The sequence below is a fragment of the Agrobacterium pusense genome, from assembly GCF_900102105.1.
Classification (GTDB): Bacteria; Pseudomonadota; Alphaproteobacteria; order Rhizobiales; family Rhizobiaceae; genus Agrobacterium; species Agrobacterium pusense.
In genome coordinates this window covers 111165-129554 of sequence record NZ_FNBB01000002.1, presented here as the reverse complement: position 1 = coordinate 129554, position 18390 = coordinate 111165, and the positions used below count along the sequence as shown (strand labels likewise).

Annotated in this window: 16 protein-coding genes; 9 read left to right on the top strand and 7 right to left on the bottom strand. The window is 60.7% G+C overall.

All coding sequences use genetic code 11. The features are described from left to right. Positions 1-241 precede the first annotated feature (241 nt). Complete coding sequence (locus BLU28_RS05225; protein WP_004442967.1) at positions 242-1174, top strand: endonuclease/exonuclease/phosphatase family protein; 933 nt, start codon at positions 242-244, stop codon at positions 1172-1174. Positions 1175-1183: 9 nt separating this feature from the next. Here BLU28_RS05225 and BLU28_RS05220 read toward each other — a convergent pair whose 3' ends face one another. The 3 genes from BLU28_RS05220 to BLU28_RS05210 all read right to left on the bottom strand — a co-directional run bounded on the left by BLU28_RS05220 (position 1184) and on the right by BLU28_RS05210 (position 6300). Then, positions 1184-3052: an ABC transporter ATP-binding protein gene (locus BLU28_RS05220; RefSeq protein ID WP_004442969.1), complete on the bottom strand. Its 1869-nt coding sequence runs from the start codon at positions 3050-3052 to the stop codon at positions 1184-1186. A 144-nt stretch (positions 3053-3196) separates the two neighbouring features. Then, positions 3197-5047, bottom strand: coding sequence for an ABC transporter ATP-binding protein (locus tag BLU28_RS05215; protein WP_037089775.1), 1851 nt, complete (start codon positions 5045-5047; stop codon positions 3197-3199). A 377-nt stretch (positions 5048-5424) separates the two neighbouring features. Then, a complete protein-coding gene (locus tag BLU28_RS05210; RefSeq protein ID WP_037089774.1) occupies positions 5425-6300 on the bottom strand; it encodes a phosphodiesterase in 876 nt (291 codons plus the stop codon). Between the two features lie 234 nt (positions 6301-6534). On the opposite strand from BLU28_RS05210, the gene BLU28_RS05205 reads away from it, so the two are divergent. Continuing rightward, entirely contained in the window at positions 6535-7008 is a 474-nt protein-coding gene (locus BLU28_RS05205) for a tRNA (cytidine(34)-2'-O)-methyltransferase (RefSeq protein ID WP_004442975.1), read from the top strand. Positions 7009-7181: 173 nt separating this feature from the next. Beyond that, the gene (locus BLU28_RS05200; protein ID WP_022556698.1) at positions 7182-8834 is read left to right on the top strand and encodes a Na/Pi cotransporter family protein; all 1653 of its coding nucleotides are present in this window, start codon (positions 7182-7184) and stop codon (positions 8832-8834) included. 59 nt (positions 8835-8893) lie between these two features. On the opposite strand, the gene BLU28_RS05195 is transcribed toward BLU28_RS05200, so the two are convergent. Continuing rightward, positions 8894-9169, bottom strand: coding sequence for a hypothetical protein (locus BLU28_RS05195; protein WP_004442978.1), 276 nt, complete (start codon positions 9167-9169; stop codon positions 8894-8896). Positions 9170-9297: 128 nt separating this feature from the next. On the opposite strand from BLU28_RS05195, the gene hemF reads away from it, so the two are divergent. The 3 genes from hemF (at position 9298) to BLU28_RS05180 (ending at position 10902) form a co-directional block, all read left to right on the top strand. Continuing rightward, a complete protein-coding gene (hemF, locus tag BLU28_RS05190) occupies positions 9298-10209 on the top strand; it encodes an oxygen-dependent coproporphyrinogen oxidase (protein ID WP_004442979.1) in 912 nt (303 codons plus the stop codon). A 121-nt stretch (positions 10210-10330) separates the two neighbouring features. Beyond that, the gene (locus BLU28_RS05185; protein WP_077987391.1) at positions 10331-10597 is read left to right on the top strand and encodes a hypothetical protein; all 267 of its coding nucleotides are present in this window, start codon (positions 10331-10333) and stop codon (positions 10595-10597) included. A 119-nt stretch (positions 10598-10716) separates the two neighbouring features. Continuing rightward, the gene (locus BLU28_RS05180) at positions 10717-10902 is read left to right on the top strand and encodes a DUF1059 domain-containing protein (protein ID WP_004442982.1); all 186 of its coding nucleotides are present in this window, start codon (positions 10717-10719) and stop codon (positions 10900-10902) included. A 25-nt stretch (positions 10903-10927) separates the two neighbouring features. On the opposite strand, the gene BLU28_RS05175 is transcribed toward BLU28_RS05180, so the two are convergent. The 3 genes from BLU28_RS05175 to BLU28_RS05165 are packed head-to-tail and all read right to left on the bottom strand — an operon-like array spanning position 10928 to position 13445. Beyond that, positions 10928-12184 carry a CCA tRNA nucleotidyltransferase gene (locus BLU28_RS05175; protein WP_077987390.1) on the bottom strand — a complete coding sequence of 419 codons (1257 nt, stop codon included), beginning with the start codon at positions 12182-12184 and terminating at the stop codon, positions 10928-10930. Beyond that, the gene (locus BLU28_RS05170; RefSeq protein WP_045532048.1) at positions 12181-12819 is read right to left on the bottom strand and encodes a CoA pyrophosphatase; all 639 of its coding nucleotides are present in this window, start codon (positions 12817-12819) and stop codon (positions 12181-12183) included. Before BLU28_RS05170 ends, BLU28_RS05175 begins: the two co-directional genes overlap by 4 nt. Further along, positions 12816-13445 (bottom strand): DUF1285 domain-containing protein, encoded by a 630-nt coding sequence (locus BLU28_RS05165; protein WP_077987389.1) that lies wholly within the window; start codon positions 13443-13445, stop codon positions 12816-12818. Before BLU28_RS05165 ends, BLU28_RS05170 begins: the two co-directional genes overlap by 4 nt. A gap of 175 nt (positions 13446-13620) precedes the next feature. Between BLU28_RS05165 and BLU28_RS05160 the strand changes: the two genes are divergently transcribed. The 3 genes from BLU28_RS05160 to BLU28_RS05150 are packed head-to-tail and all read left to right on the top strand — an operon-like array spanning position 13621 to position 18390. Next, entirely contained in the window at positions 13621-14631 is a 1011-nt protein-coding gene (locus tag BLU28_RS05160) for an AAA family ATPase (protein ID WP_004442986.1), read from the top strand. 25 nt (positions 14632-14656) lie between these two features. Next, the gene (locus BLU28_RS05155; RefSeq protein WP_004442988.1) at positions 14657-15583 is read left to right on the top strand and encodes a DUF58 domain-containing protein; all 927 of its coding nucleotides are present in this window, start codon (positions 14657-14659) and stop codon (positions 15581-15583) included. Continuing rightward, positions 15580-18390 (top strand): DUF4159 domain-containing protein, encoded by a 2811-nt coding sequence (locus BLU28_RS05150; protein WP_077987388.1) that lies wholly within the window; start codon positions 15580-15582, stop codon positions 18388-18390. Before BLU28_RS05155 ends, BLU28_RS05150 begins: the two co-directional genes overlap by 4 nt.

Below are 18390 nucleotides of genomic sequence, written 5' to 3'. Positions count from 1 at the left end.
GACAATCTCCGTCCCACCGTCCTGGACACAACTGCGGCATCAAGAAACCGCGTCACTCTGTGTGATCGCAAAATATTGACCGACTTGGCAAGAGCAAAGCACACAAAGCTGCCGTAATTCTGCCCGAAGCGCCCGATTTGCTTCTCATTTTTTCGCCGCCTCTGGCAGTCGGGCAACATTGTGCACCCAAAGGCGCCATGTTAGGAGACTACGAGGGAGAGCTTGGAAAGCAGGGATTCGGATGACGGCGAAGCTCTCGTGCATGGTCTCCACGGCGGTTGCTGCCGTTCTCGTCATTGCCAGTCTGCGCTACATTACCGATTTCTGGCTTCTTGCCTTCGTCACCAGCTTCCAGCTTCATATCGCCATCATCTGCATCCTGTTGTCATGGCTGGTATTTTGGCTCATGCGCGACGCCTTTTCCGCCGTGCTCTTGGTCTGGTCGATTGCGCTCGCCGTCCATGCGGTGGCCATGCTTCTGGATTTTTCGACATCGGCCACGGCCGCACCGGATGCGCAGCCGTTCCGGCTGCTTTCTTTCAATGTGCTGATGGATAACGCCGCCAATGCGGAGGTTATTGCCGACGCGATTGTCGAATCACACGCCGATGCGGTTTATCTCTTTGAAGCGGACGCCCTGCAATCGGCTCTGCCGCGTCTGCAACAGACATATCCGCACAGGCTGGGCTGCTTCGAGGGAACGCCGGGCTGTGACCTCGTGATCCTGTCGAAGCGGCCTTTGCTCGAAGGCCATTTTCATAGTCTTAGCGACCTGCGCCGCGACCGTTTCGCGATCGCCAAAATCGATCTCGACGGCAGGGAAGTCACGCTTGCCGCTGCACATCTTACCAAGCCCTATTTCGACGATTATCACCGCGACGAGCTGGACGAGGTCAGCGAAATTCTCTACCGCGTCACCGGGCCGCTCATTCTTGCAGGAGACTTCAATTCGGCAAGCATCGCTCCCGATATGCGGGATTTTCTGGCCGCCAACAATCTCAGGAAAGCCCCCTGGGAGCCCGCGACTTGGCCAACGGAAGTGGGACGTTTCGGCATAGCCATCGACCATATCTTCGCCCGTGAACCGGCAACGCTGATAAAAACCACGCGCCTGCCGGACAGTCTCGGCTCCAATCATTACGGCCTGATGGCCGACTTCATGATCGGCAAATAGCGCCGCGCTTTACGGGATCGCCTCGTCTGCCGCGAGAAACCCGCCCGATTGCCGCGCCCAGAGCTCCGAATAGAGTCCGCCCCGCGAGACCAGTTCCGAATGTGTGCCCTGCTCGACGATGCGCCCCTGATCCATCACGATCAACCGGTCGAGCGCCGCGATGGTCGAAAGGCGGTGGGCGATTGCCAGCACCGTCTTGCCCTGCATCAGCTCGTCCAGATTACTCTGGATCGCAGCCTCTACCTCGGAATCGAGCGCCGAGGTCGCCTCATCAAGCACGAGGATTGGTGCATCCTTCAGCATCACACGGGCAATGGCGATACGCTGGCGCTGGCCGCCGGAGAGTTTCACCCCGCGTTCGCCCACATGGGCGTCAAAACCGGTGCGTCCGCGCTGATCCTCCAGCCGCTTGATGAAGTCGTCCGCCTTGGCCCGTCGCGTCGCCTCCTGCAATTGCGTTTCGCTGGCGTCGGTGCGGCCGAACAGGATGTTGTCCCTGATAGAGCGATGCAGCAGCGAGGTGTCCTGCGTAACCATGCCGATATGGGCCCGCAGCGATTCCTGGGTTACCCCGGCAATATCCTGCCCGTCGATGAGAATGCGTCCTTTCTCGACATCGTAAAACCGCAGCAGCAGATTGACGAGGGTAGATTTTCCCGCGCCGGAGCGTCCGACGATGCCTACCTTTTCCCCTGCCCTGATGTCGAGATTGAGATGGTCGATGACACCGTTCTTTCGGCCATAGTGGAAACTGACATTCTCGAAACGAATGCTCGGTTTTTTAACCTCCAGCATAACCGCGTCAGGCGCATCGACCAGACCGATCGGCTGAGAGATCAACTCGGCGGCGTTCTGCACCGTGCCGAAATTGCGCATGATGCCGTTGAACTGCGTCATCAGGCGCCCCAGCAGGAAGTTGAGACGCAGCACCAGCGCCAGCGTGAAGGCCACCGCACCGGAACTGATCTTGCCGGAAAGCCACAGATCGATGCAGAGAGCCGCCATGGACGTGATCATAACGCCTGACAGCAGCGCCATCGATGCGCGCACACCAGTAATGAACCGCGTGAACGTCATCGTCGCACGCTGAAAGATATCGAAGCCCTGCCGCATGTAGCGGTCATTGGCGTCGTCGCGCCCGAACAGCCGCAGGGTCTGGATATTGCTGTAGGCATCTACCATGCGGCCGGAAAGCATGGAGGCGGCTTCCGCCGTTTCTTTTGAATGATAGCGGATGCGCGGCACGAAATAGCGCGCCAGCAGCGAGAAGATCGCCACCCAGACAACGACGACGACCGCAAGCCGCCAGTCCAGCCCCCCGATCAGAAACAGCATCGAGACGGAATAGATACCGACGAACCAGACGCTTTCCATCAACGAGGTCACAAGGTCGCCCGCCGCCTGCCCGCCGGACCAGACCTTGGTGACGATGCGGCCGGAAAAATCGTTCTGGAAAAAGGTCAGCGACTGCCGCGCCACATGCATGTAGGATTGCCAGCGCACCAGGTTGTAGAAGCCGGGCGTGATAATCTGCTGATCCACCAGCGCCGTCAGCATTGTGACGATGAAGCGGATGACCCCGATCAGGACAAGCATGCCGACGAGTTCGCCGCCATGGGTGGAAAGCAACCCGGCCCAGCCTTCTTCCGGTTTTACCGTCGAGAGAATATCAACAAGCCGACCGACGAACCAGAAAAGCGCCGCCTCGATGGCCGCAGTCAGCCCACCCAGCACCAGCATCGCGAAGAACGGCGCTTTCGCCTGCGAAATATAAAACCAGATGAAGGCGAACGTGCTTTCCGGCGGCCGCAAATCGTCCTTGCGGTCGAAGGGCTTTATCCAGTTCTCGAAATACTCGAAGATGCGGGTAATGAGCATGATCCGGATATAGGCGGATTCCCGGTGCGGGAACAGCCGCGGAGGCTACGGTGAGAGATTATATTTCGGTAACGTTCGGGAACTGAAAAAGGCGGGAATAAAAGACGGAGGGCGGGAACCCTGTTTCCCGCCCTCCGTCTTTCCTTACTCCGCGGCCGCTTCCGCCTCGTGATCGGCGATGAAGCCGCCGGACTGGCGCCGCCACAGATCGGCGTAAATGCCGCCCATTGCCACCAGTTCCGCATGGCTGCCCGCTTCCACGATCCGGCCCTTGTCCAGAATGATCAGCCGGTCCATTTCGGTCAGCGTCGAGAGACGGTGGGCGATGGCGATCACCGTCTTGCCTTCCATAAGCGAGAACAGGTTCTCCTGAATTGCCGCCTCGACTTCTGAATCGAGCGCCGAGGTCGCCTCATCAAGTACCAGAATCGGCGCGTTCTTGAGGAAGACGCGCGCAATTGCGATACGCTGGCGCTGGCCGCCCGACAGTTTCACGCCGCGTTCACCTACCTGGGCATCGAGGCCCTGGCGACCATGCATGTCGACCAGCGTTTCGATGAAATCCCAGGCATTGGCCCGCTTTGCTGCCGCAATCACCTGCTCGTCGGTGGCTTCCGGATGACCATAGGCAATGTTGTCGCGGATCGAGCGGTGCAGCAGCGACGTATCCTGCGTCACGACACCGATCAATTCTCGCAGGCTGTCTTGCGACACCTTGGAGATGTCCTGACCGTCGATGGTGATCCTGCCGCCTTCCAGATCGTAAAAACGCAGCAGCAGGTTCATCAGCGTCGTCTTGCCCGCCCCCGAACGACCGACAAGACCAACTTTCTCGCCTGGCTTGATGTCGAGCGTCAGCCCGTCGATCACGCCCTTGTTCTTGCCATAGTGGAAGCGGACGTTGTCGTAGCGGATGCCGCCCTGCGGCGCGGCAAGCTGAGGCGCCTTCGGAACGTCGACGATGTCATGCGGCTTCGTCATCATCGACATGCCGTCATAGACCGTGCCGATGTTTTCGAACAGCGACGTGACTTCCCACATGATCCACTGGGACATGCCGTTGACGCGCATGGCGAGGCTGATGGCGATGGCAACCGAACCGGCCGTCACCGAACCCTGCATCCAGAAATAAAGACCGAGCGCGGCCGTCGAAAACAGAACCACCGCATTGTTGAGGTCGATCAGGATGTTGAAGCCGGAAATCTTGCGCATCTGGCGGTGAACGGTTCCGAGAAACACGTTCATGCCCTCACGCGCGTATCTCTCCTCGCGGCCCGCATGGGAAAACAGCTTGATCGTCGAGATATTCGTATAGCTGTCGACTATCCGGCCCGTCATCATGGAGCGCGCATCGGCCTGCTCCTGCGCCAGCCGGCCGAGCTTGGGCACGAAATAGGCGAGGATACCCATGTAGATACCCAGCCAGACCAAAAGGGGGATAACCAGTCGCCAATCGGCAGCCGCGACCATGAACAGCATCGAAACGACAAAGCTGATCGCGTAGACGAAGACGTCGATGACCTTCAGTGCCACTTCGCGGATCGCCAGCGCCGTCTGCATGACCTTGGTCGAAACCCGGCCGGCAAATTCATTGGCGAAAAACGTCATGGAATGGCGCAGCAGGAAACGGTGCATTTTCCAGCGCGCAATCATGCCGAAATTGCCGGCAAGCGTCTGGTGCATCGTCATGGTGTGGATCGCGCCCATCAGCGGCAGCAGAAACAGCACCAGCCCGGCCATGATGATCAGATGCCAGCCCTCATCGGCAAAAAACGTCTCACGATTGGCCGTGGAAAGCCAGTCGACGATATTGCCGAGGAATTTGTAAAGCATCGCTTCCGCAACGGCGATGCCCATCGACATCAGGCCGAGCAGCAGCAGCCAGGGCCAGGCGGGCTTCACATAATGCCACAGGAACGGCAGAAGCGTCTTCGGCGGCACGGAAGGCGTCGAAGACGGAAAGGGATCGAGACGTTTTTCAAACCAGCCAAACATAGGCCAAGCTCCGGCAATAAATCGCCCCGTCGTCAAAGGTAAGCGGACGCAATATGGCCCACGACGGAACGGAAAAGTCTTTGAACATGGCCGTGACAGCCACATGACGAATCGGAATATGGGAAACGCGGCCGAGCCGCGGAGTAACACCTAGGCCAGCAGCAGCACTACTGGGGCCGGGAGGCGAATACGAATGTCATTTGGCATAAGAACCTCCCTTGGCTGGTGTTGAAGATATGGCCTTGTAGCGCAAAAATTAAGCAATGACCAGCCGGAAAGACACCGACACGCTCGAAAACTCGAGATGTGTCGAGTAGCACAAAGGGACGGATTTACCCGCAAAGGTTTCCGACCGCCGCCTGCCGTGCTGCACCGCCTTATTCGGCTGCGTCCTGCGCCTGACCACTCTCATATTCCGTGATCAACTCGATCATTCCGGCCTGAGTATGGCGCTTGAGTTCCCGCCGGTCGCTGGGCTGCGGGGCAAAGGTGACGGTCAGGCCGGTATCCCTTATCGTGCCGATGGCGAAAGATGCGCCGGAGAGCATGCGTACGCCCTCATGCAGCCATAGAGGATCGGTCGCGAAATGCTGGCCGATACCGACCACGATGGGAATGCCCTGCCAGTGTGACATGCGGTCGTAATGGATGTGGCCTGCCAGAATACCAATGACATCATGTTCGAACAGCAGCTCGTCCAGAATCTCGGTATCGTCAAAGGACAGGGATTCCCACTCCGCATCGGGACGGTCGAAATCAAGCGCCGGCGCATGGTGCATCACCAGCAGCTTCGGCAATTCGGGATGGTTTTCCAGCTCATCCTCAAGCCATTCGACCTGTCCGGGTTCGAAAGCACCCCCGACCTTGCCGGGAACGCTGGTGTCCATGACGATGATGTGAATGCCGGCAATCACCTCGGCATGGTCATAGGGCTCGTCCAGATCCTCGTGGCGATCGAGCATCACGGGATAAAATCCATCGCGGCGGTCGTGATTGCCGAGCGCGAAGAGCACAGGCATACCGAGTTCCGCTTCCTTTATCAGACGCTTGAGCTCCTCATAGCTGCCGGCATCGCCCCGATTGGTCAGATCGCCGCTGACGATGATGAATTCGGGCGGCGGCACCAGCGCCTTGATCTGCGCAAGCGTCGTGGAAAGCGTGGCCGAGGTCTCTGAATAAAGATCGTCATCCTGCACCTGCGGATTGCCCACATGCAGATCGGTCAGATGGACGAAATTCACCCGTTCGGACATGCTATCCCCCTGTTCCTGCGTGCAGAAGATCCGGCTCAAGTAGGCCGACGTCAACCGTTCCCGATGGTTCGGGCAAGCCTGATGATGTACTGGTGAATGGGTAGCCGCCCAGTGTGTCACGCGCATGAATATCCGGTCTGGAATGACACCCGAGAGGGACTTTTCGCAAACTGCCTGTCGTCCCCTGTCCGCGCGTGATAATCGGACGAGCACAGCAACCGCAGTGAGATCTCCATGTCCGGCACCACGACCGAAATCAGAATCGCCCTTTACCAGCCCGACATTCCCGGCAATACCGGCACCATCCTGCGGCTGGCCGCCTGCCTTGGCCTTGGCGTCGACATCATCGAACCCGCAGGTTTCGACATCTCGGATCGCAATCTGAAACGGGCCGGCATGGACTACATTGCGGCGGCCGCCCTCACGCGCCATGTCAGCTGGGATCGCTTCGAGGAATGGCGGGCAACCACCGGCCGGCGGCTCGTCCTCGCCTCCACCAAGGCAGCCCAGCCCTATACTGATATCACCTATCGTGCCGACGATATCCTGCTCTTTGGCCGCGAAAGTGCGGGCGTGCCTGATCACGTGCATGAAAAGGCGGATGAGCGAATCATCATTCCGATGGTCGCCGGGCAGCGCTCGATCAACGTTGCGATGTCGGCTGCGATGGTCACCGGTGAGGCCTTGCGCCAGACCTCATGGTCCTGACCTGCCATCTTTACAGCCAATTTTTCAGGCAAATTTGAAAATTGGCCGTTTTTGCCGCGAAACTGTCGCAACCCGGCCTGTACCGGAGGCGTTCACGCTCCTATACTGATTAGCCGGACAATAAAAATCGCCCTCGCCGAGACGGTCCGCCGGCGGGTGTGTGGAGACGTCGCATGCAGTCCACCATTGTCATCGTCAATCTTCTCGGCGCGGTCGCGCTGCTGCTCTTCGGCCTCGCCCAGGTGAAGGATGGCGTGACCCGTGCCTTTGGCATGAAACTGAGGAGCGTACTCGCCACCGGCACCCAGAACGGGCCCCGATCCTTCTTTTCCGGCTTCTTCGCCACCGTCGCGCTGCAGAGCTCCACGGCAACCGCTCTCACCGTCGCCTCCTTCGCCGAACGTGACCTCATCAAGCCGCGCATGGCGCAGGTTGTGCTGCTTGGCGCCAATGTCGGCACCGCCGTGACCGCGTGGATCGTGGCGGCGGGCGTCGAATGGTTGTCACCGCTTCTGATCCTCGCGGGCATCGTGCTCAAGAAGGGAAGCTCCAACGCCAGGCAGGGCGGCGGAACGGCGCTGATCGGCATCGGCCTGATGCTTTTGTCACTGCATCTGCTGAGCGGCGCGACCGAGCCTATGCGCGCCTCGCCCGCGCTTGCCGTCTTTATCGGCCTGCTCGACGGGGCCTGGCCGGTTGCGCTGATTTTCTCCGCGGTGCTTGCCTTCGTCTCCTCCTCCAGCCTTGCCGTGGTGGTGTTGATCCTGTCGCTTGCGGCCACCGGAACGCTTTCCACCGGCCTCGTCATCGTCCTCATTCTCGGCGCCAATCTCGGCGGCGCCATTCCTCCGGTCATCGCCACGCTTTCCGGCCCCGCCTCGGCGCGGCGCATCACCATAGGCAATCTCGCGGTGCGCACCACTGGCTGCCTCATCGCCCTGCCGCTCGCCTCCTATGGCGCGGAGTTCCTGCAGCAATTGCCGCTTTCACCCGCGAAACTGCCGGTCGACGCCCATCTCATCTTCAACGTCATCCTGGCCGCGCTCGCATGGCCCTTCTCGGGCCTCATCTCGGATCTGATGACGAAGCTGGTTCCCGGTGATCCGAAAGCCGAAGACGGCCCGAATTTCCTCGATCAACAGGCGCTGGCAACGCCGGTGGTGGCACTGGCCAATGCAACGCGGGAGGTCCTGGTCGTCGGCGACAGCATCGAGCGAATGCTGATCCGCGCCGAAAACGCCTTCAAGCACAACGACCTGGCGCCGCTTGCCGAAATATCCCTGCTCGAAAAAAAGGTCGACCGCCGCCAGCAGGAAGTAAAGGTCTATCTGTCCCAGCTCGGCCGCAAGGGGCTTGACGATGAGGATGCCCGCCGTTCGATCGCAATCATCGATTATGCCATCAACCTCGAACATATCGGCGACATCATCGAAAAGGGCATTTGCGAACAGATCCGCAAGAAGGTGCTGAACAGCTTCAAATTTTCCGATGACGGTTATGAGGAGTTGAAGACCCTGTTCGACATGACCATCGAGAACCTGCGCGCCGCCCAGAGCATTCTGGTGACCGGCGATTTCGAACTTGCCCGCAGGCTGATGGAAAGCAAGGTGGATATTCGCCGCCTCGAAAAACAATCCTCCAACCGCCATCTGGAGCGGCTGCGCGACGGGCTGACGGAAAGCATGCAGACAAGCTCGCTGCATCTCGACATGCTGCGCGACCTCAAGCGTATCAACGCCCATATCGTTTCGGTGGCGCACCCCATTCTGGATGAAAGCGGCGTGCTGATCGAAAGCCGTTTGCGATATGCTGAGCCGCGCGCCTAGAGGATTTTAGAAAATCTGGTCCGTTTTTTCGGTACGGAAAGACGAAAGCACTCTAAAAATCAGTCTGCCGAGGGAAGCCGGCGCATGGTGAATTCGATGCGGTCACCTTCCAGCTGCCGCCAGCTTTCCACTTCCGTCCAGTAAGCGGCCTTGGGAAAGCTGTCGAACCATTCTCGGGCCTTGGCGCGGGCTTCTTCGCGTCCCAGACAAAACGTTTGCCGCACGAACATGCCCTCACGCTTTTGTTCGCCGCCGGCGCTGTCGCGCTCCCTGCGGTGATTGGCAATTCTGCGCTTCAGCCCGTCGAGGGGCGGCGGTCCGGTAAATTTCGTCATGATATTCACCTCTGGCACCTACGTCTTTAAAGATAGTGTCGACACGCTGACTTGGCGAGTCGAATTTGTGCGCGGCGCAAACACCTGCTAGAGGCGGCATGACAGACTACACCGCAGGAGAATGAGACATGGAACGGCCGATCTTGCCGAAGGGCTTGCCCGAGGACATTGAAGACAAGAAGGCCGTTGCCCAGGCATGGTTCCAGCATCTGCGCGACACCATCGTCGCCTCCTTCGAAACCCTGGAAAACGAACTGACCGGCCCCTTGTCCGATCAGGAACCGGGCCGTTTCGTCCAGAAAGACTGGCTGCGTGACAATGGTGAAGGCGGCGGCGGCAAGATGTCTATGATGGAAGGGCGCGTCTTCGAAAAGGTTGGTGTGCACACCTCCACCGTCTACGGCGAATTTTCACCGGAATTCCGCAAGCAGATACCGGGCGCTGAAGAAGACCCGCGCTTCTGGGCATCGGGACTGTCGCTCATCGCCCATCCGGTCAATCCCAATGTGCCGGCCGTGCATATGAATACCCGCATGGTCGTCACCACCAGCCACTGGTTCGGCGGCGGCGCGGACCTGACGCCGGTGCTTGGCCGCAGGCGGACGCAACAGGACGCCGATACCCAGCTGTTCCACCGCGCCTTCGAGATCACCTGCAACCGCCATCCCGTGGCGGACTATCCACGATACAAGACGTGGTGCGACGAGTATTTCTACCTGAAGCACCGCGACGAGCCGCGCGGCACCGGCGGCATCTTTTTCGACTGGCTGCATCCGCAAGAGCAAAATGGCGGCTGGGACGCCAATTTCGCCTTCGTGCAGGATGTCGGCCGGGCCTTCAATCTGGTCTATCCGAAGATCGTCCGCGCCAATTTCAACCAGAACTGGACGGAAGAGGACCGCGACGAGCAGCTTATTCGCCGTGGCCGCTACGTGGAATTCAACCTTCTCTACGATCGCGGCACCATCTTTGGACTGAAGACCGGCGGCAATGTCGAATCGATCTTGTCCTCCCTGCCGCCGGTAGTGCGCTGGCCCTGAAAACCTCACGCAAATTTGACGCTTATCAGCCATTTTGTCGCAAATAGCGTAAATTAGGACTTATGGAAAAATCAAGGCAGTGGTAGTCTCCTTCCGCAGACGTACTGGAGGAGCTATCGTCATGATTACTTCGAACAGCATGCCTATTTCTGCTTCCGCCGAGGGAGCATCGCAATCCATCGATACCACCGCATTGATTGACCGCCTGGCCGCCGAAATGCGCTCAACGGGTGATCGCGAACTGCCGCATTCCTTTTATGTCGAACAGGTGAAACGCACGCTCGCCGGAAGAGCCGTGAAGCGCGCGGATAACGACGAACGACCCAGCACAAAAATCCCGCCGGCCGGGACGTCCTCCGTTTTCCAGTGCTGGGCGATGCCCGAATAAGTCTGGTATCAGCGCTCAAGGACGCCGCTTTGGAACATAAGCGGCGGACTTTTGTTTCATAACGGAAGGGCAGCACATCACTTCAATGCTGCCTTTTTCTGAAGCAGGGAGGCAAGACCATGAGACTTTTTGAATGTGGAACGCTCGTGCCGGGCTGCGCCTGGCATACACGCGCAGACGACGATGCTGAAGTCGTCCGCCGCACGGTGGAGCATATGCGCTCGGCCCACGGCGAAACCGTTATCCGCGAAAATATGATCGAGAACATCAAGGCCCGCATCCGCGACGAGGCGAATGCGGCTTAGACCGGAGTGTAGCGCTCTGGCAATATCAGTTCTGAAGCATCTCTTTAAGCCGGGCGGTTAGCGCTGCCCGGTCAAGCGAGAAATTGACGTCGATCCACTTTTCCTCAAGGCTTTTCAGCACCTCGCCGACCTGCGGACCGGCCGCGACGCCCGCTGCCATCACGTCTGCACCGCTTAAGGGAAATCCGGGCTTCTGGAATTTCTCCGCCCTCGCCAGCAGCGTCGAAAACCGTGCAACCTTCTGCATGGCTGTCTCGCCGGCCAAAATATCGGCACGAGCGGAGGCAAGCGCGAGTTTCAGCCGCGTCTTCACGCCTTCGACACCTTGACGATAAAGCAGCCGGTCGAGCGCCGTCTCCTTCAGTTCGGGATCTGCCGGCGGGGCCGAGGCCCAATGGGCAAGGTAGGCAGCTTCTGCCTTCGACAGCCTGAGCCGCACGGCCAGAGAGGCCATCCTCTCCCTATCCGGCGGCACGATCGCGGCAAGCCGCAGCATTGGATCCACCGCCCAGCCAAGAGCCTGCTCCGTCGCGACCAGACCGTGAATGGCGTCGATCCCCCATTTCTCGGTTTCGGGAAGAATTTCCGTTAGAACGCCCGATTGCCGCATCCAGAGCAGGGCGCGGGAAGGATCGCGGGCCGAAAGCAGCTTTTTCAACTCGCTCCACACCCGCTCGGCCGAAAGCGTCGCCAGCCTGTCCTTGGCCCGTGCGCTGGCTCGCAAGCCATCGGCATCCGGGCGGCCAGAGCCATAATGGGCAAAAAAGCGGAAAAAGCGGAGAATCCGCAGATAATCTTCCGAAATTCGCGTCGCCGCATCGCCGATGAAGCGCACGATTCCGGTTTCGATATCGGGCAACCCGTTGATGAGGTCGATGATCTCGCCCTTTTCATCGGCATAAAGAGCATTGATGGTGAGATCGCGCCGCTCGGCGTCGGTCTGCCAGTCGGTGCCGAAGGCCACCTGTGCGTGGCGGCCATTGGTCTCCACATCGCGGCGCAGCGTCGTCACCTCGAAACCTTCACCGTCGATGACCAGCGTTACCGTGCCATGCTCGATGCCTGTTGGCACCGCCTTGATGCCCGCAGCCTTGGCCCGCGCAACAACCACGTCGGGGATCAGCGTCGTGGCCATGTCGATATCAACCACCGGCAGGCCCATCAGCGCGTTGCGCACCGCGCCGCCGACGATCCGCACCTCGCCGCCATCGGCATTCAAAAGCGCGAAAATGCGCTTCAGCGCCGGTTTTTCGAACCAGTCCTGGCCGGCAAGGCTGTTCATGAATAAAACCTTTCGTAAATCGTCCTGACGATGCCCGCCGTAATGCCCCAAATGTAGCGTTCGCCATAGGGCATTTCATAGAAAAACCGCTCCTTCCCCTGAAAGATGCGGCTACCGCGCGCGTGGTTTTCAGGGTTCATCAGGAAGGACAGCGGCACCTCGAAAACTTCGTCCACTTCCGCCGGATTGAGCGTGAGGTCGAAGCCCGGCCGAACAACGGACAGCACCGGCTTTATCCGGAAACCCGTGCCGGAGATATAATCCGGCAATCGCCCCACCGTTTCCACGAAGGACCGGGACAGACCGATTTCCTCCTCCGCTTCGCGCAATGCTGCCTCTTCCGGCGTGCGGTCCTCGGCGTCGATACCGCCGCCCGGGAAGGAAATCTGACCTGAATGTTTGCGTAAGGTGGAGGTGCGCTGGGTGAAGATCACCCGGGCATCATTGCCGTCATCGATAACCGGGACCAGCACGGCGGCGTCTTTCAGTTTGATGCCGTTCCCGGACAGCACCACGCCCGGATTGAGGACATGGTCGCCATTTTCGCGCTCGGCCACGCCCTCGCCCTCCTGCAGCACCCGGCGGCGGAAGTCGCTGGCAGTAAAAGCCTTGAGGCCTATTGTCGTGATCGTCATTGCGAAAGCCGTTCCAGTTCATTGGCGGGCATGACTGGAAAAACGACGCCACCCGAGCGCACCGCGAACATGTCGACGCCGTTTACCTCGATCGCTTCACCGAGGGCGACGAGGTCGTACATCACGGCTCGCGAGACAAGCGCTTCCAGACGGCCGCGGACCAGAAGATAGGGCTTCAACTCGCGGTTTTCGCCCGAAATTTCAAACCGCAGCGGATGCTCCCGCCCCGCCTCTACCACGTCGCCAACATTCGTCCGGAAAGTGAGCACAGGCTCCCCATCCTCCTCGCCCACCGTCACCTTCATTTCCACGGCGACGAAAGGCGCATCGACGACCCGGATCCCGACTTTTTCCACAGGAGTTACAAGATAGGTTTTGCCATCCTCATCCTTGCGCAGAACGGTCGAAAACAGCCGCACCAGCGGCGCCCTGCCAATGGGCGTGCCGAGGTAGAACCAGGTGCCGTCAGCGCGGATTTCCATGTCGAGATCGCCGCAAAAGGGTGGATTCCAGCGGTCCACCGGGGCCGGTCCGCGCCTGGCGTCACCGGTCTGTTCCGCGGCGCGGGAAATCAACGCCGCAAGGCCAGCCGCATCATCAGCCGAATTTATCGTCTCCGCTGCCATATTCGAGTCTCGCTTTGCCGATAAGGAAATACTAAGTCACGACATAGTCATTCGAATGGCGCTTGTCAGCGGCCAAGAGAGCAATAAGCTATATGCAGTGCAAAATCCGTTCCGGCTGGCGGCCAGCAAAACCGGAATGCAAATGTGACAGCGGCGAAGGTATGAGGAGAGCGACATGGGCGTGATGAATACCGGCGAAACCCTCGATGAAAAGGCGATCATCGCCTCGGCCGAAAAGGCGCTGTCCGACATTGCGGCGATCCGCGCGGAAGTCTCCAAGGTTATCTTCGGCCAGGAAAAGGTGGTGCAGAACACGCTTCTCGCCATCCTCTCCGGCGGCCACGCCCTTCTCGTCGGCGTTCCCGGCCTTGCCAAGACCAAGCTCGTCACCACACTCGGCACCGTGCTCGGCCTCGACGCCAACCGCATCCAGTTTACCCCGGATCTGATGCCGTCAGATATTCTCGGTTCCGAAGTCATGGACCAGGACGAAAACGGCCGCCGCTCGTTCCGCTTCATCAAGGGACCGGTTTTTGCTCAGTTGCTGATGGCCGATGAAATCAACCGCGCCAGCCCGCGCACGCAGTCCGCGCTGCTGCAGGCCATGCAGGAATACCACATCACCATGGCCGGCCAGACATATGAGCTGCCGAAGCCGTTTCACGTTCTCGCAACGCAGAACCCGCTGGAACAGGAGGGCACCTATCCGCTGCCCGAAGCCCAGCTCGACCGCTTCCTGCTGCAGGTGGATGTCGGTTATCCCGAACTTGCCGCCGAACGCCAGATCCTGCTCGACACCACGGGCACCGCCTCGGGCGAAGCACGCGGCGTCATAGATGCGCCCCGCATGATGGAGATACAGGCGCTCATCCGCCAGATGCCGGTCAGCGACAAGGTGGTGGACGCCATTCTGTCGCTCGTCCGTTCCGCCCGCCCCGGCCACGGCAACAAGTTGACCGATAAGAACGTTGCCTGGGGTCCCGGTCCGCGCGCCGGCCAGTCGCTGATGCTGACGGCCCGTGCGCGTGCGCTTTACGAAGGTAGGCTCGCGCCCTCGCTTGACGATGTCTATGCGCTGGCCGAACCGGTGCTGGAACACCGCATGGCGCTGACCTTTGCGGCCCGCGCCGAAGGCATGTCGGTGCGCGATGTCATCGCTGCCCTCGTGGAGCAGGCGAAGAACTGAAGCGACGTTCGCGAAAGGACTGCATGTGGCATCCATCGGCCAGATCGTAGACAAGACGCCGGGTAGCGAAGTTCTGGCGCGCGCGCGCCAGCGCGCCGCTCTGGTGCCGGACTGCATGGTCGAGGCAAAGCGCATCGCCAACACCGTCACCGCAGGCTGGCATGGCCGCCGCAAGCGCGGCATCGGCGAAAATTTCTGGCAGTTCCGCCCCTATGCCGAAGGCGAAAGTCTCTCGCGTATCGACTGGCGGCGTTCGGCCCGCGACGATCATACCTATGTGCGTGACCGCGAATGGGAAGCGGCCCACACCATCTGGCTCTGGGCTGACATGTCGCCGTCGATGATGTTCAAATCGACCCTCGGTTCCGTCTCCAAGGAAAGCCGGGCCCTGGTGCTGATGCTGGCGCTGGCGGAAATCCTCGCGCGCTCCGGCGAGCGCATCGGCTGCCCCGGTATCATGGAACCGGTTTCGGCCCGGAATGCCGCCGAACGGCTCGCCACCGCGATCATGCATGCGCCGCCGACCGAAGGCATGCCGGAAACGGGCATGATCCGTGGCGCGAGCGACATCGTGCTGATCGGTGATTTTCTCGATGATGCACAGGCCGTGATGGAGCGCATTTCACCGCTCGCACGGCGGGGCTTGCGCGGCCACGTGGTGGAAATTGCCGACCCGGCCGAAGAAACCTTCCCCTATTCCGGCCGCACCGAATTCAGCGATCCGGAAACCGGCGAAAAACTGGTGTCCGGCCGCGCCGAGACCATTCGCGAAGACTATACCCGCGCCTATCTCGCAAGGCGCGAGGCACTCTCCTCGTCGCTTCGCCGGCTGGGCTGGAACTTCGTGTTCCACCGCACCGACCATCTCGCTTCCGAAGCATTGGTGGCCATGCACATGTATCTTTCCGGCGCGCCGGCACAGGGCGGTGGGCAAGGCGGTGGCCGCCGATGAGCGCATTGCCTTTCGTCTTCACCAGCCCCTACATCCTCTTCGGCTTGCTGGCGCTGCCCGCCATCTGGTGGCTGCTGCGGCTTACCCCGCCGCGCCCCAAGGCGGAGGTCTTCCCGCCACTGAAGATTCTGGCGACGGTGTTGAAACGCGAGGAAACGCCGTCGAAAAGCCCGTGGTGGCTCACCTTGCTGCGCATGGCGCTTGCCGCCGCCGTGATTCTTGCTCTCGCCGATCCCGTGGTAAATCCACGCAATAGTGGCATCGCCGGCAGCGGCCCGCTGGTGCTGGTGGTTGATAATAGCTGGGCGTCTGCGCCCGACTGGGAGCGGCGCGTGGCGACCGCGGAAGCCCTGATCGGGGATGCGGAGCGTGCCGAGCGCCCCGTCGCCATCGCTTTTACAGCTGATGCCGAACATGACGCTGTACCCGGAACGACAGCGGTCGCCCTGGAAAAGCTGGCAGCGGCAAAACCGAAGCCGCTCGTGCCCGATCGTATCCGTACGGCCGAAGCCATCACCGAAGCGCTTAACGGCACGACCCCCGGCACCCTCGCCTATATCGCTGATGGCGTGCAGACGGCGCAGGACGAAAGCGCCCTGAAAACGCTGGCCAGTCTTTCACCAGCCGAATTCCGTATCGTCAGCGGCGACGGCAAGGCCATTGCCGCGATAACGGGCGCAACCAACAATGCCGACGCCATGAGCGTTTCGCTTTCAAGGCTCGATACTGCGGAAGCTGCCCGGTTGACGGTCAACGCGCAGGACAGCCAGGGCCGCATCCTCGCCAATGGCATCGCCACCTTCGCCCCCGGCCAGGCTGAAACAACGGCAACGGTGGAAGCACCCTTCGAATTGCGCAACGATTTCGCCCGTCTTTCCCTTGAAGGTGTTTCCACGGCGGGTGCAGTGCATCTTCTCGATGACGGCTTCCGCCGCCGCCGCGTGGCGCTGCTGGCAGGCGAAACCGGCAACGACTTCCAGCCGCTGCTGCAACCGCTTTATTACATCAGTCGCGCACTTCAGCCCTTCGTCGATCTCATTCCGCAGCGGCAGGCCGATCTGGCGCAGGCTATCCCGGAAATCCTGCAATCCAACCCCTCCGTCATTGTCATGGCCGATATCGGCCGCCTGCCGCAGGAAACCTATGAGCCGATGCAAAAATGGCTTGCGGGCGGCGGCACGTTGATCCGCTTCGCCGGGCCACGCCTTGCTGCAGCCCCCGCCGACGACCCGCTGGTGCCGGTGACGCTGAGACAGGGCGAACGCGCGCTCGGCGGCGCACTCTCCTGGGCTGAACCGCAACCGCTTGCCGATTTCCCTGCATTCGGCGCTTTCGCCGGCATGCCGAAAGCCGAAGGCATTCTCGTCAAACGTCAGGTTCTGGCCGAGCCGACAGCGGACCTCGCCGAACGCACCTGGGCAAGCCTTGCCGATGGCACGCCGCTCGTCACCACCCGCAACGTCGAGGCGGGCCGCATCGTGCTGTTCCATGTCAGCGCCGAGGCCAGCTGGTCCGACCTGCCGATATCAGGCCACTTCGTCGATATGCTTCGCCGTATCGTGCAATTGTCCAAGGCGGGCGGCGCTTCGGCTTCCGCCAATGCCCCGGCCGCCGCTCTACCACCCTTCCGGCTGCTGACGGCGGAAGGCGCGCTATCTGCCGAAATCGGCACTGCCCGGCCGCTAGAAATGCGCGCGGGCCAGCTTCCGCGCACCGGCTTCGACAATCCCCCCGGCCTTTACGGCACAGAGGACGGTTTCGTGGCTCTCAATCTCCTGCCGGCGGGTGCGACGCTGCGCCCGCTCGATACCTCTGCCGCCGGTGTCAGCACGTCAAGTGAAGCGCTGATCGGCGAGACGGCGAAATCGCTGCGTCCCGCCCTCTTCATCGCTGCCTTCCTGATGCTGATCGCCGACAGCCTGATCGTGCTCTTCATGAACGGCGCCTTCGCCCGCCTGCCGAAAGCCCGCAGCGCCACAGTGGCCACAATGCTGCTGGCGCTTGGCACCTTTGCCGCCATGGCGCCAAACGATGCCCGCGCCGACGATCCCAAACCCGGCGACGAGCAGATATTCGAGCGGCTTGATACAACGCACCTCGCATATGTCCGCACCGGCGAAGACGACGTCGATCGCATTTCAGAACAGGGTTTACAGGGTTTGAGCGAATTCCTGACCTGGCGCACAACATTGGAGCCCGGGCAGCCTGTCGGCCTCGATATTTCCAAGGACGAATTGTCCTTCTACCCAATCATCTACTGGCCGGTTTCGGCCTCCGCCCCGATGCCGTCTAGCGCCGCCATCTCGCGCATCGACGCCTATATGCGCGCCGGCGGCACCGTCCTGTTCGATACGCGTGACCAGTTCTCTTCGCTCGATACCGGCGCGACCAGCGCCAATGGCGAACGCCTGCAGGCGATCCTCGCCAATATCGATATTCCGCCGCTGGAGCCCGTGCCGGAGGATCACGTCCTGACCCGTTCCTTCTACCTGCTCACCAATTTCCCCGGCCGTTACAATGGCTCGCCGCTCTGGGTGGAATCGCGTCAGGGTGCCGCCAAGACCACCTCCGGCCTCTCCTCCTCCGGGGACGGCGTGACGCCGATCATGATTACAGGCAATGATTTCGCCGGCGCATGGGCCGTCGATGCGCAGGGCGCACCGGTTCTGCCCACCGTTCCGCCTGACGAGATGCAGCGCGAACATGCCTTCCGCTCCGGCGTCAACATCATGATGTATATGCTGACCGGCAACTATAAGGCCGATCAGGTCCATGTTCCGGCACTTCTCGAACGGTTGGGGCAGTGA